Source organism: Oceanobacillus aidingensis (genome assembly GCF_042654105.1).
GTDB lineage: Bacteria > Bacillota > Bacilli > Bacillales > Amphibacillaceae > Oceanobacillus > Oceanobacillus oncorhynchi.
The window spans coordinates 21,729-41,329 of record NZ_JBHSFT010000001.1; the positions used below are offsets into that span (position 1 = coordinate 21,729).

The window sequence follows — 19,601 nt, forward strand, 5'->3', positions numbered from 1 at the left end:
TAAGCTAAATGCTATTGTTTTAAAAACCCTTAAGAATAAATTCACTTTAAATATATGAACAAACATTACTTTTTCCAATGGAATTATTAAGTATAGAAACTATAGCATTTAATTGTAAGCGTTGTCAATTAAATTTTAGAATTTTTTAATTGATTAGTTTAAGGGATTAAAACTTCCACCAATATGCTCCCCGTAGCGATAATCAGTGTTTTCTCGCCTTTCTTACTTCCACTCAACAAATACAATAGTAATCATATTAGAATAACTACTTTATTCACTAACCCTAACCAATTACTATCCTTTCTTCTATCTACATTCCCTTTCTAAACGCCTTCAAAATTAATCTATAGTTTTGTGCAAATTCAAGAAAAAAGGAAATAATTATGCAAAAAACGGAGAAGCTATGTACATACGTTTATGATTAAATCGATGTCGATAATAACAAGATGAGGTGACAACATGACTAAAGCAAAAGTAACAAAAGAAATTCAAAAGATCTTAGATATTTCAAAGGTCGGCGTTCTATCCACTTCCCATAATCATGTGCCAAACAGCCGATATATGGTTTTTTACCATGATGAAGCGGTATTATACACCAAAACAGATGAGGATTCCCCAAAAGTAGAAGAAGTGGAAAGCAACCCGCAAGCCCATATTTTGCTGGGATACGAAGAAACAAAAAATAAAAGCTTCTTAGAAATCAAAGCCAAGGTTGAAGTTATTAACGACCAAGAAACCATTGACTGGTTATGGGAAACGCAGGATAAAGTGTACTTTGACTCTAAAAATGACCCTGATTTAACTGTTCTCAAACTGATTCCTGAACAAATTAAAATCATGAATAGTGATAACTTTGATACGCCTGAAGTCATTAACATGGAAGATATTTAAGAAATATCACATAGAAAATCTCCTTTTAAACACACCGAAATCCGGACCCTCCTTCTCTCCATAGAGATTAGGATTGGTCCGGATTTCTGCTTAACTGCTTCGTTTATTTTGATTTACAGTTAACCCACAATACTTTCTGCTGCGTCATCTTTTACAATTAAAAAGACTTTTCCTTCATCCATATCTTCTTCATATTCATGGGCATCTGCATCAGCAACTCCCAGTTCACGGAGTTTTTCTCTTAACTCATCACCTGGTTTTTCAAAATCTCCTCCGATATCCTGCTTATTGTAATCAATACCGGATGCTTCCGTATTATTTACAATGCGTGCAGTGCGATCATCATCGTGAGAGAGGATGAAAATATTATTGGAGCTGATGTTATTATCCTTTAGCTTGTTCACATCTTTTTCTAACATTTCATCGTTTGTATAAGATTTTACGAATGTCATATCTTAACTACCTCCTATAAAATGCTACATTAGATGTCTTCCCGACTCACATAAAACTAATCATTTTTTTTGAAAAAAATTTAAAGCCTACATCATTTCTAGTGACATTTTCCGCTTCAGCAAAGGTTTTTAATCAGCTGCAATGCTCTTGAAATACTTTTTACTATGTTATTTAAAAACTTGCCTCTCTGCCCTTCAACTGAATGTTTAGTCGCTCCCATTGACTATCACATTGCGTTCACTGTTTCAATTAAAATATGATTTACCTAAAATAATTAATAAATATTCAAAAAATAAACACTATACAATCAATTACGCCTCCTATATAATTATAAAATATACGCTTTGGGGAACGGAGAATGAAGAAAGATTATCAGCAGGCACATAAATGAAATGCTTACTTTTGATTAAAATCTGGTTGAAGTGATTATATTATTCTTCCATACCTATCCATATCAAATAACTCTCTTGATTCGCCGAATCGAAAGAATCATGGTCAAAGCTGATTCAAACGCAAGGTTTTGTGCTGATAGATAAAGGTTATAAACTATTATAGAAAATGGAAAACCACATCCGTTCTCTACAAACAGCCAATCGCACAAATAAAGCGCTTACGCCAAACATTTTTCATGTTATATTGGCTGAACTCTCTGGCAGTTGCTTGTTTCACCACTCAATTGAAAGCGCTAATAAACAAAAAGGAGATGGAACATATGGAATATGGTTTTTTATCGCTGTTACCTCCGATACTCGCAATTATTATTGCCATCATAACAAAGCAAACGATTATATCTTTATTTATCGGTGTCTGGCTTGGAGCAACCATCATCAATAGTTGGAATCCGCTTGTGGGTTTTACATATACCATTACAGACACCATGATTCCCTCTATCGCAGATCCATGGAATGCTAGCCTGTTACTGCTAGTTACAACGACAGGAGGATTTGTTAATATCCTTCGCACGACCGGAGCTGCGCAGGCGTTTGCCGAAGCTGCTACGAAAAAAATCAATACCAGAAGGAAGGCTCAAAATTTTGTTTGGGGAAGTTCTTTTCTCTTCTCTTATACAGAACCAGTCCTAATTCTTGGAGCAGTCACCCGGCCCATTACCGATAAAATAAAAATTTCGAGAGTAAAGCTGGCATACATACTCGATTCCATGGGAAGCCCGATGGCCGCCATGTCTCCCATCAGCAGTTACGGACCTTTTATTACAGGATTAATCGCCACACAATTAGCTGCACTAAGCTTGAGCGATAATCCATGGGGGATGTTCATACAGATGATTCCTTTTAATTTATATGGCGTTTTTGCGATGATTGGCGTGCTGTTCGTCATTAACTTAAATTTAGATATCGGCCCCATGTATCAAGCAGAGAAAAAAGCAATAACAACCGGGAAATTGTATGGAGATCATGATAAATTGATGATGGATGAAGACGAAGGAACAGAAAAGGGGAATAAAAGGAACGATGCAGATATATTCAGCTTTTTGATTCCGATGATACTGTTGCTGGGAACCATATTTTCAGTTATTTTCTGGACAGGCAATATTGGAGAAAATGGGTTTAGAGGCGCCTTTTTAAATGCAGATATTGTACTTGGTATCATTAGCGGATTTATTTGCGGTTCTGCTGGCGGCATTATCTATGCAAGACTGCGTTACGGCAAATCCTTAGTGAATTTATTTGAAGATTTCACCAATGGCCTTTTAAAATTAATGATTGTAACATTAATTCTTATTATGGCTTGGTCGATTGGTTCCATAGCCACTACGATGGGATTAGGAGAATATATCGCTCATATTACCGGCAGCTACCTGCCATCCTTTATCGTCCCGGCAATTATCTTTCTGGTTGGAGCTTTCATTGCTTTCGCTACCGGAAGTTCTTGGGGAGTATTCTCTATTATGATGCCAATTGCCCTGCCAATGGCTGCTGCGATAGACATCAGTTTGCCAATAGCTATTGGTGCGGTTATAAGCGGCGGACTAATGGGAGATCATTGCTCTCCCATATCAGATACAACTATCATGGCTTCAACAGGAGCTGCGGCAGACCATATTGAACATGTAAAAACCCAGTTACCATATGCTATTATTATTGGAATCTCAGCTGCAACCGGTTTTCTTTCTGCAGGATTAACACAAAATGCCATTGTAAGCATGGTTATTACGGCAGCAGTATTATTATCCATTCTATATTTCTTAAATCGGAAAGCGAAGAAAGAGAATTTGAAAGTTTCCTTAGAGAAGACCTCCTAAGGCATAAAATCATACGGTACAAGGAGTTGCTCACATGAAAGTCGATATTATCATTCACAATGGACACCTGATGACAATGGAAGGAAAAGGAGTCGGCTATATTGCGGACGGAGCAGTTGCCATAAAACATAATAAAATCGAAGCAGTCGGACAAACACAGGAAATTTTACGGGAATATACAGCTGAAAGACATATTGATGCTGCAAACAAGTTAATTATGCCAGGCTTTATTGATGCGCATATCCATACAGGCATTGCTATCTTTAGAGGAGTCGCACAGGATATGTCAAACTGGATGCAGAAGGGCCTGTGGCCATTCCAAAAACACCTCCGCCCTGACGAAAGTGCTATCGGTTCTATGGTGAATATTATCGAGGGGATAAAAGCAGGCACCACAACATTTTGTGACTATGACGGAAGAATGGACCTCATCGTAAACAACTATAAAAAAATCGGCGCCCGTGCCCGAGTCGCTGAGCTGGTCAATGAAATCCCGGATAACATCGGCGACCTCCCAGTAGGAGAATTATATACATTTGAGTCGTCTATTGGGGAGACAAAATTAAATCGAAACCTTGAATTATATGAGAAACACCATGATACAGAAGACGGACGCATTACGGTTATTCTTGGCCCGCATGGTCCGGATATGATGAGCTTAGAGTTGTTGAAGGAAGTAAAAAATCACGCAGAGAAATTAGACACCAAGCTGCACATGCATGTAGCCCAGGGTGACCGGGAAATCAATCAGATGGAAAAACGTTATGGAAAAAGAAGTATTGAATTTCTGGATGAGCATGATTTCTTAAATGAGCGATTAATTGCGGTACATCTTACCGAGGCCACAGACGAAGAGACTGCATTTATAGCCAAAAGCGGTGCCAGTATGATTTACTGTGCTGGAAGTATTGGCATCATCGATGGAATGGTCCCGCCCGTACAGCATTTTCTAGATGCCGGAGGAACAGCTTGCTTAGGATCAGATCAAGCACCAGGAAACAACAGCAATAACATGTTCAACGAAATGAAATTTGCAGCCATATTGAACAAAGTAAAATATAAAAATCCGCAAGCCTTCCATGCCACACAAGCACTTCGGATGGCTACCATTGAAGCTGCTAAAGTCATGGGCATCGATCATGAAGTGGGAAGTCTGCGCAGCGGGAAAAAAGCAGATATCATCTTAGTAGATTTAACTGCTCCTGCCTTCTATCCTGTGCTAACCAAGCCCATTCGTAATATCGTTCCAAACCTGGTATATTCCGCAAGAGGAGACGAAGTAGATACAGCCATCATTGATGGGAAAGTAATTATGGAAAATAAACAAATCTTAACCATCCATGAAAAAGAGGAAATCTCGAAGGCGCAACAAACAGCAGAGAATATCGCCTCCCGCGCAGAAGAAGATATACTTAAAGCAGACAGCGACATCTTACAAATGGTCAGAGATGGATTATTATAGTGAAAATAGAAACCAATGAAAAAATCCGAACTTATCCGGGTTTTTCATTGGTTTCTTTTCCTATCATCATTAAAGAACGGGCAGCCGGCCTCAGATAATATCTAACGGCATCTTCCGCTTCGGCGCAGGAAATTCTTTTTCAATGAGCTGCAGCTCTTCTTCAGAAAGCTTTATCGATGCGGCATCTATATTTTCCTGAATATGCTTTTTATCACTGGATTGCGGGATAGCCAGTACATCATCGTGACGAATCGTCCATGCCAGCATCACCTGAAATACAGTTGCATCATGATGCTTTGCTATCTTTTGCAGGACTTTGTTCGATGTGATTTTATCGCCTCTCGTATCCCCTTGCGCAGTTGGGGAATAGGCAATGGTTGGCAATCCCTTTTCTCTCTGCATCGGCAGTAAACCATATTCAATCCCTCTGCTCGCTATATTATATAATACTTGATTCGCAGTACTGTTTTCCCCGCCAGCAGTCTGCCTCATTTCTTCAACGTCTTTTGTATCGAAATTGGAAACACCCCACGCACGAATGCGCCCGTCCTTTACATACTTTTCAAGTGATTCGATTGTTTCCTCCAGTGGTGTACTGCTTTTCCAATGCAATAAATATAAATCCAGATAATCTGTACCTAGCCGTTTCAATGAATTCTCCAGCGAGCGCTCCAAATCCGGCTCCTGTGCATGAAACGGATAGAACTTGGAAATCAGGTAAATATCCTCCCTCTTTACATCTTGAATCGCCTCGCCAATAAGGTTTTCTGAATTTCCTTCCCCGTACATTTCCGCCGTATCAATTACTTCAATGCCGCTTTCCATTCCGTATCTTAGGGCTTCTATTTCTTGCTTCCTTTTTTCTGGATAATCTCCCATATGCCAGGTTCCCATTCCAATTGGAAACAATTCTTTTTTTCCTAATTGAACCATTCAGCAGCACCTCTTTTCGCTTTCGTTTATTTTTAATATTCCCTTATGAAAATGCAAATAAACGACGAAGCATCTTGCTTCCGCCGAGAGTTATCAGACTTACAGTTTTTTATACTATTCCTTATTAAAAATATAACCATTCTATCTGTTAGATAATTAATTTGTGTTATAATAGTTGCATCAATAAGCTGGCTTCACATGAGGGTTATGGTAGCACTTGTCGTCCTGTCGGTAGTCTTTATTAGGAGACTTCCTAGGGAGGGAGGTGTTTGCCTATGGATCTAGAAAGCGTGTTAACGCTAATGATATCTTTTGGGATGTTAATAGCGTTCATCATGTCTGATAAAGACCATAAAAAATAATCCCTCATGCCTTGTCGTAGGAAAGTGAGGGATTATTTTTCCCGCTACCTAGCCCCTCTTGATGGGGTTCAGTCTATTGTGACCGTTTCATGTACCAGCATGGAACGGTCTTTTAATTATATGTCTTTCTACTGATAGTATACCCTATTTACATATTTAAAAACAAGTCATTTTCACATGAATAACCTTATTACTATGGAAGCGAAATAAATTCAGTTCTTCGGGTTAAAATGAATCTATCGCTCAAAGTTAGACGTGATTATCCTTATATTTATCTTCCAACACCCAACGCTTCCTTCGCCATCTGCTCATATTCCTCCACACCAGAAACAATCGCAAACTCCGCAATCGCTACAGCATACGCAGCATCCAGCTCTATGATATGCTCCTTCATTCTTGGCCAGTAAATACCTCCAGCTTCTTTATAGTGATGAAGAAGCTTCTCCAGCGCATCTTCTCCAAATGCTTTATATTGGAAGACAAAATCATTGGAAACATCTGTTACTTTCGCTTCTGTCCAGTCAATTAAACCAATAACCCTTGAATCGTTATCGATCATCATATGGCCGGCATGCATATCACCATGCATCAATCCTGTTTGCTTTGGCCATACTTCATCATTATTCAACCAGTCCTGCCAGCGATTCCAAAGGGCATCAGCCACGCCAAAATGTTTCTTTACCTTTTCCATTCGTTCTTTCATGGAGGCCTTTGCTTCCTCTGCCGTTTGGACAGGAATTCCAGCTTTTTCTGCGTCTTTTACAGGAACTGTGTGTAAAGATGCTAAAACCGCTCCCTGGCTCTGGTGAAAGGCTTCAGGTATGTTTTCAATATCCATTTCCCAGACATAGTTTTGAATTTCTGGATCAATCGTGCCTGCTGGAACCCCGCTCAATTTTTTATAGGCGATTACATCCTCTTCATAAATGGACCAGACAGGAACCTGAAAGGATACATGCTGATGAACGAACTCTAACACTTTCCCTTCATCGACTGTTCTTCCCATCACATCATCGCGTCTCGGTATTCTTAAGACCCATTCCGCTCCATCTGAATCCTCTGCAAAAGCAGCGAGAAAATCCAATCCGGATTCATTAAAGCGGATAGAATCCTCTTTCAATTCTAACCCGTATTTGTGAGCTAATTCTGATACAGTTTGTTTATCCACATCTGCCACATCCTTCTTTTTATTCTACTTTTATACATGCCCGTCAGTGAAGAATACTCTTAAAACTAAAAAAACAGGGGCAGACAGATTCCACCCCTACACTTACCTTTAACCGTATAGGGATTCTAAAAAAAGATAGACCAATCCTTCATCTGGGCACATATCGTGTCTCGAGTCTGAAGCTTCTGCATTAGCGATGCAAAGATTGGTTATCGATCAAAAGAATCCCTCCTCCCTATTAATTACATTCATCCTAGCATAACGATGGTTGATTCGCAACATCCTCCCTGACGTATTGATTTATGCTTGCATAGCAAAAGCGAGCTGCCATAACTTCCATGGACAGCCCGCTTTTCATTTAAATAATTTTATCAATCAAACCGTATTCTTTTGCCTCTTCTGCACTTAAGAAATAATCTCTTTCTGTATCCGCCTCCACCTTCTCCACAGGCTGGCCGGAATGCTGCGCAATAATATGATTCAATTTTTCCCGGAGCTTGATAATCCGCTTCGCTGAAATATCAATTTCGGTCGCTTGCCCGCGCGCTCCTCCAAGCGGCTGATGAAGCATGATTTCACTGTTTGGAAGTGCAAAACGTTTCCCTTTCGTTCCAGACAGCAATAGCAATGCTCCCATCGAAGCAGCTAAACCTGTGCAGATCGTACGCACATCCGGTTTTATAAACTGCATCGTATCAAAAATGGCAAAGCCTGCAGAAGTAGAGCCTCCAGGACTATTGATATATATAGAAATATCCTTTTCCGCATCCTCTGCAGCTAAAAATAACAGCTGTGCAACAATACTGTTTGCCATCTGGTCATTCACTTCATCACTAATCATAATAATCCGGTCCTTTAACAACCTGGAAAAGATATCATAAGACCGCTCACTGCGGCCTGACTGTTCAATAACATAAGGAACTGTATTCATCTGCATCCTCCCTGTAAACGTATGAATAATGACAGACTACGCTGCCAACGAGAGAGCGCAAGAAGAAGGGCGATGTGTTTGATGACGCAATTTATGTGCCGGATAACCTGACATAAAGATGCCTGGAATCAACTCCATTAATTTAGCAGGATCATTTGCTTTAATAACATAAACAACTACTTGAACAAAGCTTTCTGCGGTATTCTCATAAGCGATTTCATCGGCGGAAACCAACGCTTCTTCCTCTTTCATGTTCTGTATCTGTTTTCTAGCCCTGTTCAACATCGCCTTTACTGCTGTATCAGACATACCGCAATTCTCAGCAATTTCGTTGATCTGATATTGGAAGACATCCTTCAACAGAAACACCATACATTGTTTTACTGTCATGAAAGAAAGCAGTTTTGTCACCAACGCCTCGATTTCCTCATAATGACTTTCTTGTTCTGATTTCTCTTTCACGACATGCTCTGTTTCAGCTGTTTTCCTTCGCTTTGTATCAATCCAGACATGATAAGCTATTTTCTTCAGCAACGTAACATTCCAGGAACTCGGGTCTCCATAGCTTATCAGTGCTTTCTTCAGACTTTCCTGCACTAATTCTTCTCCATCCCACTTGTTTGGAGACAGGAAAAAGCAGTAATGGGAAAGCTGAGGATACACCGTGTGAACGATTATATCTTCTTCATTTCGATTTGTGCTAGGCCTAGCGCACATGCCACTCACTCCTTTTACGCTTCTCAATAATATAAACGATTTTCTACGGTAAAAAGATACGGGGGATTTAAATTTTTTTCTTCTCTAACTAATCTTATTCTATATTTTTGTGATGAAATGTAAAACTTCAATCTATTTCCCATAAAAAAACCTTTGACATTCTTATCATATTGAGGTAAGTTACTAATACACGAACATTAAACAAAGAAAACAATTTAACATTCGTATTTTGATTATCCATATAAAGTTGGAAATATGGTCCAAAAGTTTCTACCAAACTACCGTAAATGGTTTGACTATGGAAAATCACAAATGATCAATCAGATAAGAATTATCTTTTTCATCTAACAGGTAGCCGTTGCTGATAAAATAATGGATGCTTTTCATTCTTTTTCAGCATCGGAAGCGTCCCCTTCTCAGGAAATCTGCCGAAGTGCGTGTTCTAACCTGTTTACGTTGGTCTTTTTTGTGTTTTTCATATGCCAAACTGGAACGCTAGTAGAAGAAGCTTACTAGCGTTTTTTTATTTGCATCAGCATTGATTTGGCATTACATCTAAGGAGGAAAACACACTATGGAGAAAGCACCTCAAAAAACAACGATCATTGGACATCTCAAGGAAAATTACCGGCTCTATGCGATTGCATTTGGCATAGTCCTTATCGCTGAACTTATCGGGACAATCCAATTTAATGTCGGTTCAGCATTAATCGTGCTTTATCCCATGTTATTCGCCATTATTATCAGTATCCTATTCGGTAAAGATGTACTCAAATTCCTTAAAAAGAAAGAAGCAAAAAAAGCATCGCAGCTCGTTCTTGTTGCCATCTCTCCATTTATGGCAAAAATCGGGGTCATGGCAGGGTCTAACCTCCCTGAGCTTGTTAACGTTGGCCCAGCACTCGTTTTTCAGGAATTCGGAACCATTGGAACGATGTTATTTGCTCTTCCAATTGCGCTGCTCCTTGGTCTTAAAAGAGAATCCATCGGCGCAACAAGCTCTACCAACCGTGATAAGGATTATGGACTGATTTGCAGTAAGTATGGAGCAAACTCTCCCGAAGCCCGCGGCTCCCTTTCTATCTATATTATTGGATTTCTGATTGGTACAACCTATCTTGGTTTATTAGCAAGTATTGTTGCATCATTTGATTTCTTCCACCCATTAGCCTTGGCAATGGCATGCGGTATCGGCAGCGGTGTAATGATGGCCGCCGCCTCCAGTACGCTGGCGACCATTTATCCGGCCTATGCGGATCAAATCATCATGCTGGCCGGGATGAGCGATATGCTATCAGCAATTACCGGAATTTACTTTACGCTGTTTATTTCCTTGCCGCTTGTCAACAAAATGTATGGCTGGTTAGAGCCTAAAATTGGACGGAGAAATAAAAATCACAGCCCTAAAACATCTGTAGAAAGCAGGATTTCACAATGAATATGAGCATGAAAGACTGGACGATTTCCCTTTTATTCACATCCGTCCTGACAACCATTATTGCGAACTTTTTTCAAAATGATATTTCCATTTTAGAGTCCATTCCTGGTGTATTGATTTTATCCAGCATTGCATTTATCGGTATATTCATCGCCAAGCTCATTCCTTTAAAAATACCTGCCGTGGTGTATGTTGCTTTAACTGGTTTACTGTTAGCCAGCCCGATTTCACCGATTTCGGACCCGATTATTTACTATACCTCTTTAATTTCTTTTACAGCACCCATCACTGTTGTGGGTACACTGGCTGGAATTGGACTTGATTTTAAAGCATTTATGAGTCAAAGCTGGAAAATGGTCATTATCGCCGTATTTGTATTTACTGGAACTTTCCTGCTTCAAGCAGTCTTTGCTCAAGTATTTTTAACAGTTACAAACGCTTTTTAAGCTAAAAGAAAACTTAAAAATCTATTTACACTTATACTAACCATGTTGAGAAGGCTGTTCACACAGTCTTTTTCAACGTGTCCTAAAGGAGAAATAACAATGCATGCAGATATACTGATTAAAAACTGTTCTATGTTAACCCCAGATTTTGAAGTAATTCACGAGCAACATATCGTTATCAAGGATCAAAAGATTATTGCTATCGAAAAAGAACTTACACAAACCTATGATGCGAAAGAAACCATAGACGGAAAAGGTAAACTTGTCATGCCAGGTTTGATTGATGCACATACGCATACAAATCAACAGCTTCTGCGGGGCAGAATTTCAGATGAATATCCAATGATTTGGACACGTATCATGGTTCCATTTGAAAGTAACCTCCGGGAAGAAGATGTAGCAATCAGTGCAGAACTGAGCTGCTTAGAAATGCTGAAGGCTGGTACGACAGGCTTTGTTGATGCAGGCGGAAGCTATATGCATAAGGTGGCAGAAGCTGTGGAAGCCTCTGGATTACGCGGTGTGCTTACCTGCTCTACAATGGATACAGGCGCCGCCATTCCAGAATCGATGAAAACAACGATGGAACATAATATTCAAAGAAATACAAACCTGTTTGATGCTTATCATGGAAAAGCAGATGGGCGAATCCACGTGTGGTATTCTTTACGATCGCTTATTACCTGTACACCTGAATTAATTCAGAAGGTCTATGAAACAGCAAATGCAGCCGGAACAGGCATGCAGACACATATGAATGAATATCCAAATGAAATCAGCTATTGCTTAGAAAACTTTCAAATGCGTCCATATGAATATTTAGAATCATTAGGCGTGCTGGACGAAAATTTCTTAGGTGCGCACAGTATCCTCTTATCCGAGAATGAGATGAATCTCATTCAGAAATACGACAGTAAAGTAGCTCACAGCCCTATCAGTAATGCAGGAAAAGGATTTACCAAGTCTCCAAGCCTCATGCAAAAGGGCGTAAGTATTGGCTTAGGAACAGACGGCTCTGCCCATTCCGGATTAAGCTTATTCGATCAAATGAAGGTTTTCAAATCCCTCATGCGCGCTTTTTGGGGCGTTCCGATTTTTGATCCGGTTGTGATGCCATCTAAAAATATTCTGGAGATGGCGACACTTGGCGGTGCAAAAGCCATGCTGCATGAGGAACAGTTTGGAAGTCTTGAAGTCGGCAAAAAAGCGGATATGATTTTAATCAATACCGATCAGCCGCATATCGAACCGACCCACCAGCTGACAAATACATTAATTGAATCCGCGAACAGCAATGACGTTGCAGATGTGATTGTAAATGGGCGTATTTTAATGAAAAATAGAGAAGTATTGACTCTGGATGAAGAAAGAATAAAATATGAAAGTAAAAAAGCTATGGACGATCTCATCGTTCGTGCTAAAATTTAGATATTGTACCAAAGCATACGAGCGGTTTAACAGCGTCATGTTGAAGCGCTCTTCTCCTTGTTTTTATGAGGAGCTCCCTCCCGCATTCAGGAAGAAAAGTTATTAGAGAGTTGAGGTCACTTCTATGTTAACGTTTTTTATTGTATTTATAGCAAATTTAATTATCGGCGTATTAGTAGGCCTCTCCGGCGTTTCCGGTTTTCTGCTGCCAATTATTTATGTCGGTTTGTTAGGTCTTCCCGTATATGAGTCCCTGGCGCTCAGCTTTCTGGCATTTCTCGTCGCAGGCGTTATCGGGGCCTATTCCTACTGGAAGCTGAAATATATGGATTTTAAATTAGCACTTTATTTGAGCATCGGCAGCCTCCCTGGGGCCTTCCTCGGTGTACAAATCAATGTGCTTATTTCCGAAACCCTGGCGAAGCTGCTGCTTTACTTGTTTGTTTTGTTCGCCGGCCTTTCGATTATACTTAAGAAAAACAAAGCTGCCTCTGCCAACGAAGCAGACGACAGCAAATCACTTATTTTACGGCAGCCCGTATGGGTTATACTGCTTGGGATTCTGACCGCAGCCATTTGCGCTTTAACAGGTGCAGGCGGTCCCATTTTAGTTGTACCATTGCTCGCAAGCCTTGGTGTAAATATCCGGACAGCAGTCGGCGTGGGATTGTTAAACTCTGTTATCATCGCCCTTCCGTCTATATTTGGCTATTTCACGTATGCAAGCATCGACGACATGCATTTATTTATACTCTTTAGCCTGATTGGCACAACGATTGGTATCTTAGCCGGGTCCCGCCTTACCAACAAGGTTCCTGTGGACCAATTGAAAATCTTTATCGCTGTGATTACCATTATTTCTTCTGTTTATATGCTTGGAAGTTTAGCATTTGGAGGCTAAAAAAGCGTACCTCGTGCAGGTCCGCTTTTTTATATTTCAAAATAAAATTATTCGGGTTGCTTGCAACACTAATAGGGCATTCCCTGTCTCTAAGGATGCATAATCTCGGGGATACCTTACCAGAGAAGCCATGCAAGGGAAGAAATTAAAGAGATGATGTTTGGGGTCTTTGATTGGGTAGAAGAAGAGACCTTTGGTGAGGAGGTCCCTTCTTCTATGTATTTAAAGACGGAGAGACATTTCTTCTTTTTACTACTTTTATTATCTCTTATCCCAATTTCATTCTTTTCAAACCATGCATCACGCTACTATTCTCTTTTCCAAAATAATCATGCACATCAAGATAGTATTGGTAAAGTTCATCATAAAGCTGCACGTTTTCTGGAATTGGCGTAAACACTTCTTCTTTTACTTTCGCCATTTTTTCAGCAGCTTCAAAAATGGTATCATAGCCGCCATTCTCCCCTCCGGCTGCAACACTTGCATACATAGCTGCTCCAAGCGCAGTAGTTTGACTGGAATCTGGTATTTTAATTTCTCTATTAATTACATCCGCATAGATTTGCATGAGCAATCTATTTCTTTGCGGCAATCCGCCACTTGCAAAAATTTCATTTACTTTAATACCGGCTTGGAGATACCCTTCAATAATTCTCTTTGTTCCAAAGGCCGTAGATTCCAATAAGGACCGGTATATTTCTTCTGGTTTGGTGGCTAGTGTCAAACCGACAATTATCCCAGATAAATGAGCATCGACCAAAACAGAACGGTTCCCATTCCACCAGTCCAAAGCTATCAGACCAGATTGCCCCGGTTTATAAATTGACGCTTTTTCCTCTAATAATGCATGTACATTCGTTTCCTGTTCCTTTGCCTCTTGTAAAATATAGCTTGGAACTGCATGGTCCACATACCAGGCAAATGAATCTCCTACAGCCACCTGCCCTGTCTCATAACTAACGTAACCTGGAATAATCCCGTCTTCTACAATCCCGCATACACCTTCGATTTTCTCTTCTTTATCAGCAATCAACATATGACAAGTAGACGTCCCCATTGCCATCACAAACTGTCCAGGATGCACCGCACCAACTGCAGCTACGCCGGCATGCGCATCAATAATTCCTACGGCAATAGAAGTTCCTGGGAGGAGACCGATTTTCTCTGCCATTTCTTCTGTCAGTGCTCCTGCTTTTCCTCCAATGGATTGAACTTCCCCCCGCATTTTTGTTTCTAAAACACCTTCCAATCTAGCATCTAACATGCTAAAAAAAGATGCTTCCGGATAACCATTTTTCTTGCTCCAGAATCCTTTATAACCACAGGTATTACTGCTTCGTATTAGTTTTCCTATTAATTTAGAAGTAATCCAATCGCATGCTTCCATAAATAAATCTGTTTTTTCATAGATTTCAGGAGCCTCTTTAACAATTTGCAATATTTTAGGAAACATCCATTCCGAAGAAATTTTTCCGCCATATAAGCTTAAGAAATCTTCATCTTGCTCTTTCGCAAGCTGTGTTATTTCATCTGCTTCTTTTTGCGCCGCATGATGCTTCCATAACTTCACCCAGCTATGCGGGTTACTTTCCCACTCCTGTTGAAAACATAACGGTTCCCCTGCTTGATCTAATGGTAAGATAGTAGATGATGTAAAATCTATTCCTACCCCAATAATATCTCTTTTTTCAATCTGCGCCTTTTCAATTACTTGCGGTATAGATTGATAGAGCACATCTAAATAATCTCCAGGATGCTGCAATGCCCAGTCCGGCGGAAGCATTTTCCCATTTGGCAGACTTTCATCTAAAACACCATGTTTATAATGCGTAACATGTGTGGCAATCTCTTCTCCGTTCTGTACATCCACTAAGAGAACTCTGCCTGATTCTGTCCCAAAATCAACACCGATGGTATATTTTCGTGACAAGCCTTTCCCCTCCTTCATCGCTGTATTAAGCTTAAAATGATTTATCATTACTTATATAAAGGTCCATAAGTTTGACAAGCGCGATAATCGGCTCCTGTAAAGTCTCCACTCCCAAACGCACCCCAAACACTAGGACGGAAAATACGACTTTCATCTACATTATGCATCGAAACTGGAATCCGAAGCATCGAAGCTAACGTGATGAAATCATCGCCAATATGTCCGTAGCTTACTGCACAGTGATTGGACCCCCAATTGTACATAACGGAATAAACATCTTTAAATGCACCTTCTCCTGTTAGTTTAGGAACAAACCAGGTCGTTGGCCAAGTAGAATCTGTTCTTTGATCTAACACATCATGTACATCCTGTTCTAGCTCTACACTATAACCTTCCGCAAGTTGTAGAACAGGTCCAAGCCCATCAATGATATTGATTCGTGCAATCGTTACAGGCATACCGCCTTTAGTTGTGTAATCCGTCGAAAAACCTCCTCCGGGGAAGAAATCAACGGCTTGGCACCATTTTGTTGCATCCAGACATTTATTGACCTCTTCCTCTGAGATTTCCCAAAATGGTTTCATGGCAGGTGTACCATCTTTTTCTTGCTGTCCTGTTCCGTCCAAAGCTGCTGGTCCAGAGTTCAGCAAATGAATGATTCCATTTGATGCTGCCCCTGTTAATTCTTTACCCGTTACACGTTGAACAGCCTCCGGACTCCAATAAGTGCGAACATCCGCAAATATTTGTGCTGCATTTGTCAACAAATGTCCAAACAGCATCGTAATTCCATTTAATGTATCATTTTCCGTTGCCATCATAAATGGCTCTCTTATTCCATTCCAATCGAAGGACGAATTTAAAATTGCCTCCATAAAGTCGCCAGTTGGCATAAAATCTGTCCATGCCCGCTGTCCCTGGAAACCGGCTGCAATCGCATTATGTCCTAATGCAGCTTCCCCAAAGCCCTTCTCGGCTAGTTTTGGGTTTCCAACCATAAGGTCTCTTGCAATAAGTGCCATTTTGACAACGGTTTTCCAATCCTCTTCTTTTTGTTCTTCCGTTCGTTGTGCCTCTGGTAAATTCGTATTTTCTCCTTCTTGACAATTTTCCCGTACCCACGTATAAGCTAACTCATATTCTTCTTCATCATAAATTTCATTCTGTAATCTTCTTATGATTTCACTCATATCTACGTATTCATTTCTCATTCCTAGATATTCCTGGAAAAAGTCTTCGATGACGATACTGCTTGCTATCCCCATTGATACCGAACCGATGGAAAGATATGATTTATCCCGAATCGTTGTGACTGCAAGCGCAGCTTTGGAAAACTGTAATAATTTCGTTTGTACATCTTCAGGAACGGAAGAATCACTCATCTCTTGTACATCTCGGCCATAAATATTGAATACTGGCAAGCCCTTTTGATTATGCGCAGAAGAGGCAGCCGCTAAATAGACAGCTCCTGGTCTTTCCGTACCATTAAATCCCCATATTGCTTTAATCGTATGAGGGTCTTGATCCATTGTTTCTGTTGGATAACACCAGGAGGGAGAGACGGTAATCGTTACGGCAACCCCTTCTTTCTTAAACTTTTCTTGTGCTTGAGCTGCTTCTACAACGCCGCCAATGGTCGTATCTGCAATGACACATTCTACCGGAGATCCATCTGGATAACGCAACTGCTCCTTTAGAAGACTTGCCACACTTGTTGCCATTTTCATTGTAACCTCTTCTAAAGATTCTCGAATTCCACCTTGCCGACCATCAATGACAGGACGAATCCCAATTTTGGAAAATTCTCCCACCCATCTTTTTCCGGTGCTTTTAGAAAGATTGTCTTTGTTTGTTAACATGTTCATTCCTCCCGTTTTGTTATTTGTTTTCAGTTCATTAAACTACATCAAGATAAATATCCATCTTGATCAAATTCAAGCTTAGTCGGATCTCCAACAACCAGAACTCCTTCTAATTGTTCTATTTCTGGTAATAATGCTCTTGAAACAAAAAAAGTTTCTAACGATAATGTGTTTTTGATTCGAACTACTTTTAATTTTTCTAAATTAGTTTGATTACTAGTTTGACAAGCTATTTCTAAGGCTTGTTGATCTGACTCAGCAACCAAAGGAATTTTTACACCTCTTAAATCCGTCGAGGTAATACAATTTAAGTACATGCTGATAAAATCGATTTTCTGTAAGCATTTTTGCGTTGTAATATCTGCCAAACCAATTCCCGTTGCATTCCCATACGATTCAGCAGTAATATCACCTACAATAATTTTATTTATTTTAGGCTTTACAATCCCTGCTTTTCTCCCTACAATATTTGTATCTAAACCTGATCCACTAATGTTTTTACCTATTTCATCAATATAAAGAACATCCAAATTAGCAAACGGAAGAGAGGGCATAAACTCTTTTGCTTTCTTGCACAATAAGGGCTCCCTTTCGGAAATCTCTTCTGCTGGTAGTATCTCAATATCTACTACATCATGATAGCCATTTTCTAATATAGCAACGCCTAAGGCTATTGGAGTGTTTTCAATCAATAGCTGTGCTGCCTCAGGAATCACTTCATGGAAATTATCGAAGCCCAACTGATGCAATAATGAAGCTCCTTTATGTTTTCCGAGACCTATAGTAACCATTTTCGACAAGCCGCTTTCAATTGGGCCATTAAAATCAGTATGTGCTTTAATCCTGTTTACCACAACGACTGCATCAGCTCTAAAAGCATGCTTATCAAAATGCAATGTAACATCTTTTTTATAATTACAAACCCCTACTGTTTCCATTGAAGAAACAACTGGCACACCCATTGTTCGTTCACATATTCCGAAGCTTTCAAGAACACGTGCCTGCCCTTCAGCTGTTGCACCACCATGGCTCCCCATTGCTGGAACAATGAATGGTTTTCCACCAACCTTTATAATTTCTTCAATCACAACCGATACAACCTGTTTTAGTTGAGCAATACCTCTGCTGCCAACAGCAATGGCAACAGAAGAATTAGGTTTAACTTTCGATTGAATCAACTCTTCTTTGAATTGTTTTTGAATCCTTTCTTCTATATTCTCTAACTTATAGCTTTTAAATAATTGAGTAACTGGATACATTTCAGGCAATGCTACCTTTTTTACATTAAGTTGAGTTTCCAAATTATTAAACATTTGAGTCCTCCAAAATAGCATATTTTCTTAAGCGCTATATTTAAAAATGAAAAGACCGTAAGCACTTCTAATTATGTGTAGCACTGCTCCAGTCTTATTATTTCATTAAATTCCTGTTTCCCACTATTACCGAAGCTTTTTCTGAATGATTTGCTAAATAAATTTTTTTACTCAGATTGTTGCTCAGAAAGAAAACTGTTGACTTCTTCTTTTGTTGGCATTCCTAACTGAGCTCCTTTCTTTAATACAGATAGCGCAGCAGCAGCATTACTAAATCGACATGCCTCTTCAATATTATTAGTCTTAGTCATCATATAAGTGAATGCACTATTAAAGGTGTCACCTGCACCTGTTGTATCGATTGGCTGAACTGTAAATGCAGATACTATTTGCGGCTTTTCATTCTCAAAAAAAACAGCTCCAACTTCTCCTTTAGTTATAATTAATTTAGATTGATAGTCATTTTCAAAATATCTTTTATATCCTTTAATAAGCTCATATTCATGTTGATTTGGAGTTAAATATGTTACTTTATCTAAAAGAGAATCTGACAATTTTTCAAATGGAGCTGGATTTAACACGATTGGAATACCATGCTTCTCACAAATCATAGCCGCTTCTTCAACGGTACTTATCGGAACCTCAAATTGTGTTAATACAATATCGCTTTGTTTAATAATTTTCTCATATTCACGAATATAAGCTGGCGTAACCTTTTCATTGGCTCCAGAGACAACTGCAATACTATTGTCATTTTCAGCTATCGTAATCACCGCTACACCAGTAGAAATTCCCTCTGTTACTCCTACTGCTTCCACTTGAACATTTTCTTTCTCCAGATTGCTTTTCAATTCATACCCAAATGCATCATCGCCTACCATGCCAACCATATTTACAGTTGCTCCTAATCTGGCTAAGGCTATCGCTTGATTCGCCCCTTTACCTCCAGGCAGGGTATCAAATGATTCTCCTTTAACCGTTTCACCACGATTCGGTTTTCTGTCAACTGAAACAACTAAATCCATATTAATACTTCCAATTACAGTAATAATTGGTTCTCGTCCCACGTTACTCACTCCTCATATCTATTCTTTAATGAGCCT

At 39.7% G+C, this 19,601-nt stretch carries 16 protein-coding genes and 1 riboswitch; of the genes, 7 read left to right on the forward strand and 9 right to left on the reverse strand.

Translation table 11 applies throughout. The features are described 5' to 3' along the window. Nucleotides 1-459: 459 nt before the first annotated feature. Nucleotides 460-891, forward strand: coding sequence for a pyridoxamine 5'-phosphate oxidase family protein (locus tag ACFO3P_RS00100; RefSeq protein ID WP_289584506.1), 432 nt, complete (start codon nucleotides 460-462; stop codon nucleotides 889-891). 119 nt (nucleotides 892-1,010) lie between these two features. Here the strand turns inward: ACFO3P_RS00100 and ACFO3P_RS00105 are convergent, their stop codons facing one another. Further along, nucleotides 1,011-1,343, reverse strand: coding sequence for a YflT domain-containing protein (locus ACFO3P_RS00105; protein WP_289584507.1), 333 nt, complete (start codon nucleotides 1,341-1,343; stop codon nucleotides 1,011-1,013). Between the two features lie 713 nt (nucleotides 1,344-2,056). Here ACFO3P_RS00105 and ACFO3P_RS00110 point away from each other — a divergent pair. Then, nucleotides 2,057-3,607: a Na+/H+ antiporter NhaC family protein gene (locus tag ACFO3P_RS00110; protein ID WP_193064446.1), complete on the forward strand. Its 1,551-nt coding sequence runs from the start codon at nucleotides 2,057-2,059 to the stop codon at nucleotides 3,605-3,607. Between the two features lie 34 nt (nucleotides 3,608-3,641). Further along, nucleotides 3,642-5,069: an amidohydrolase family protein gene (locus ACFO3P_RS00115; protein ID WP_212929212.1), complete on the forward strand. Its 1,428-nt coding sequence runs from the start codon at nucleotides 3,642-3,644 to the stop codon at nucleotides 5,067-5,069. A gap of 90 nt (nucleotides 5,070-5,159) precedes the next feature. On the opposite strand, the gene ACFO3P_RS00120 is transcribed toward ACFO3P_RS00115, so the two are convergent. The 4 genes from ACFO3P_RS00120 to ACFO3P_RS00135 form a co-directional block, all read right to left on the reverse strand. Further along, the gene (locus tag ACFO3P_RS00120) at nucleotides 5,160-6,002 is read right to left on the reverse strand and encodes an aldo/keto reductase (RefSeq protein WP_193064444.1); all 843 of its coding nucleotides are present in this window, start codon (nucleotides 6,000-6,002) and stop codon (nucleotides 5,160-5,162) included. A 633-nt stretch (nucleotides 6,003-6,635) separates the two neighbouring features. Further along, nucleotides 6,636-7,532 (reverse strand): macrolide 2'-phosphotransferase, encoded by an 897-nt coding sequence (locus ACFO3P_RS00125; protein ID WP_379541997.1) that lies wholly within the window; start codon nucleotides 7,530-7,532, stop codon nucleotides 6,636-6,638. A gap of 358 nt (nucleotides 7,533-7,890) precedes the next feature. After that, nucleotides 7,891-8,463 carry an ATP-dependent Clp endopeptidase proteolytic subunit ClpP gene (gene clpP / locus ACFO3P_RS00130; protein ID WP_332094049.1) on the reverse strand — a complete coding sequence of 191 codons (573 nt, stop codon included), beginning with the start codon at nucleotides 8,461-8,463 and terminating at the stop codon, nucleotides 7,891-7,893. Nucleotides 8,464-8,499: 36 nt separating this feature from the next. After that, nucleotides 8,500-9,180: a sigma factor-like helix-turn-helix DNA-binding protein gene (locus ACFO3P_RS00135; RefSeq protein WP_256705323.1), complete on the reverse strand. Its 681-nt coding sequence runs from the start codon at nucleotides 9,178-9,180 to the stop codon at nucleotides 8,500-8,502. Nucleotides 9,181-9,397: 217 nt separating this feature from the next. Next, nucleotides 9,398-9,499: riboswitch (purine riboswitch) on the forward strand. A 255-nt stretch (nucleotides 9,500-9,754) separates the two neighbouring features. Between ACFO3P_RS00135 and ACFO3P_RS00140 the strand changes: the two genes are divergently transcribed. The 4 genes from ACFO3P_RS00140 (at nucleotide 9,755) to ACFO3P_RS00155 (ending at nucleotide 13,393) form a co-directional block, all read left to right on the forward strand. Further along, nucleotides 9,755-10,618, forward strand: a complete 864-nt coding sequence (locus ACFO3P_RS00140; RefSeq protein ID WP_332094048.1) for a DUF3100 domain-containing protein — start codon at nucleotides 9,755-9,757, stop codon at nucleotides 10,616-10,618. After that, nucleotides 10,615-11,064, forward strand: coding sequence for a hypothetical protein (locus ACFO3P_RS00145; RefSeq protein WP_332094047.1), 450 nt, complete (start codon nucleotides 10,615-10,617; stop codon nucleotides 11,062-11,064). The genes ACFO3P_RS00140 and ACFO3P_RS00145 overlap by 4 nt, the downstream gene beginning before the upstream one ends. A 99-nt stretch (nucleotides 11,065-11,163) precedes the next feature. Next, on the forward strand, nucleotides 11,164-12,492 hold the full coding sequence (locus ACFO3P_RS00150) for an amidohydrolase family protein (protein WP_379541998.1): 1,329 nt from the start codon (nucleotides 11,164-11,166) through the stop codon (nucleotides 12,490-12,492). Between the two features lie 124 nt (nucleotides 12,493-12,616). Beyond that, complete coding sequence (locus tag ACFO3P_RS00155) at nucleotides 12,617-13,393, forward strand: sulfite exporter TauE/SafE family protein (protein ID WP_379541999.1); 777 nt, start codon at nucleotides 12,617-12,619, stop codon at nucleotides 13,391-13,393. A gap of 268 nt (nucleotides 13,394-13,661) precedes the next feature. Here ACFO3P_RS00155 and ACFO3P_RS00160 read toward each other — a convergent pair whose 3' ends face one another. From ACFO3P_RS00160 to rbsK, 4 genes are all read right to left on the reverse strand, one after another. Then, entirely contained in the window at nucleotides 13,662-15,323 is a 1,662-nt protein-coding gene (locus ACFO3P_RS00160; protein ID WP_379542000.1) for a ribulokinase, read from the reverse strand. 47 nt (nucleotides 15,324-15,370) lie between these two features. Then, nucleotides 15,371-17,182, reverse strand: coding sequence for an L-fucose isomerase (locus ACFO3P_RS00165; RefSeq protein ID WP_332094045.1), 1,812 nt, complete (start codon nucleotides 17,180-17,182; stop codon nucleotides 15,371-15,373). A gap of 47 nt (nucleotides 17,183-17,229) precedes the next feature. Beyond that, a complete protein-coding gene (locus ACFO3P_RS00170) occupies nucleotides 17,230-18,498 on the reverse strand; it encodes a nickel pincer cofactor-dependent isomerase, group 22 (protein ID WP_256705330.1) in 1,269 nt (422 codons plus the stop codon). A gap of 167 nt (nucleotides 18,499-18,665) precedes the next feature. Beyond that, nucleotides 18,666-19,565 (reverse strand): ribokinase, encoded by a 900-nt coding sequence (gene rbsK / locus ACFO3P_RS00175; protein WP_341173410.1) that lies wholly within the window; start codon nucleotides 19,563-19,565, stop codon nucleotides 18,666-18,668. Between the last annotated feature and the right edge of the window lie 36 nt (nucleotides 19,566-19,601).

Excerpts from the sequence above, each read along its gene's own strand:
- ACFO3P_RS00100 (WP_289584506.1), top strand. The coding sequence starts at position 460 with ATGACTAAAGCAAAAGTAACAAAAGAAATTCAAAAGATCTTAGATATT.
- ACFO3P_RS00105 (WP_289584507.1), bottom strand. The coding sequence starts at position 1,343 with ATGACATTCGTAAAATCTTATACAAACGATGAAATGTTAGAAAAAGAT.
- ACFO3P_RS00110 (WP_193064446.1), top strand. The coding sequence starts at position 2,057 with ATGGAATATGGTTTTTTATCGCTGTTACCTCCGATACTCGCAATTATT.
- ACFO3P_RS00115 (WP_212929212.1), top strand. The coding sequence starts at position 3,642 with ATGAAAGTCGATATTATCATTCACAATGGACACCTGATGACAATGGAA.
- ACFO3P_RS00120 (WP_193064444.1), bottom strand. The coding sequence starts at position 6,002 with ATGGTTCAATTAGGAAAAAAAGAATTGTTTCCAATTGGAATGGGAACC.
- clpP (WP_332094049.1), bottom strand. The coding sequence starts at position 8,463 with ATGAATACAGTTCCTTATGTTATTGAACAGTCAGGCCGCAGTGAGCGG.
- ACFO3P_RS00135 (WP_256705323.1), bottom strand. The coding sequence starts at position 9,180 with ATGTGCGCTAGGCCTAGCACAAATCGAAATGAAGAAGATATAATCGTT.
- ACFO3P_RS00140 (WP_332094048.1), top strand. The coding sequence starts at position 9,755 with ATGGAGAAAGCACCTCAAAAAACAACGATCATTGGACATCTCAAGGAA.
- ACFO3P_RS00145 (WP_332094047.1), top strand. The coding sequence starts at position 10,615 with ATGAATATGAGCATGAAAGACTGGACGATTTCCCTTTTATTCACATCC.
- ACFO3P_RS00150 (WP_379541998.1), top strand. The coding sequence starts at position 11,164 with ATGCATGCAGATATACTGATTAAAAACTGTTCTATGTTAACCCCAGAT.
- ACFO3P_RS00155 (WP_379541999.1), top strand. The coding sequence starts at position 12,617 with ATGTTAACGTTTTTTATTGTATTTATAGCAAATTTAATTATCGGCGTA.
- ACFO3P_RS00165 (WP_332094045.1), bottom strand. The coding sequence starts at position 17,182 with ATGTTAACAAACAAAGACAATCTTTCTAAAAGCACCGGAAAAAGATGG.
- ACFO3P_RS00170 (WP_256705330.1), bottom strand. The coding sequence starts at position 18,498 with ATGTTTAATAATTTGGAAACTCAACTTAATGTAAAAAAGGTAGCATTG.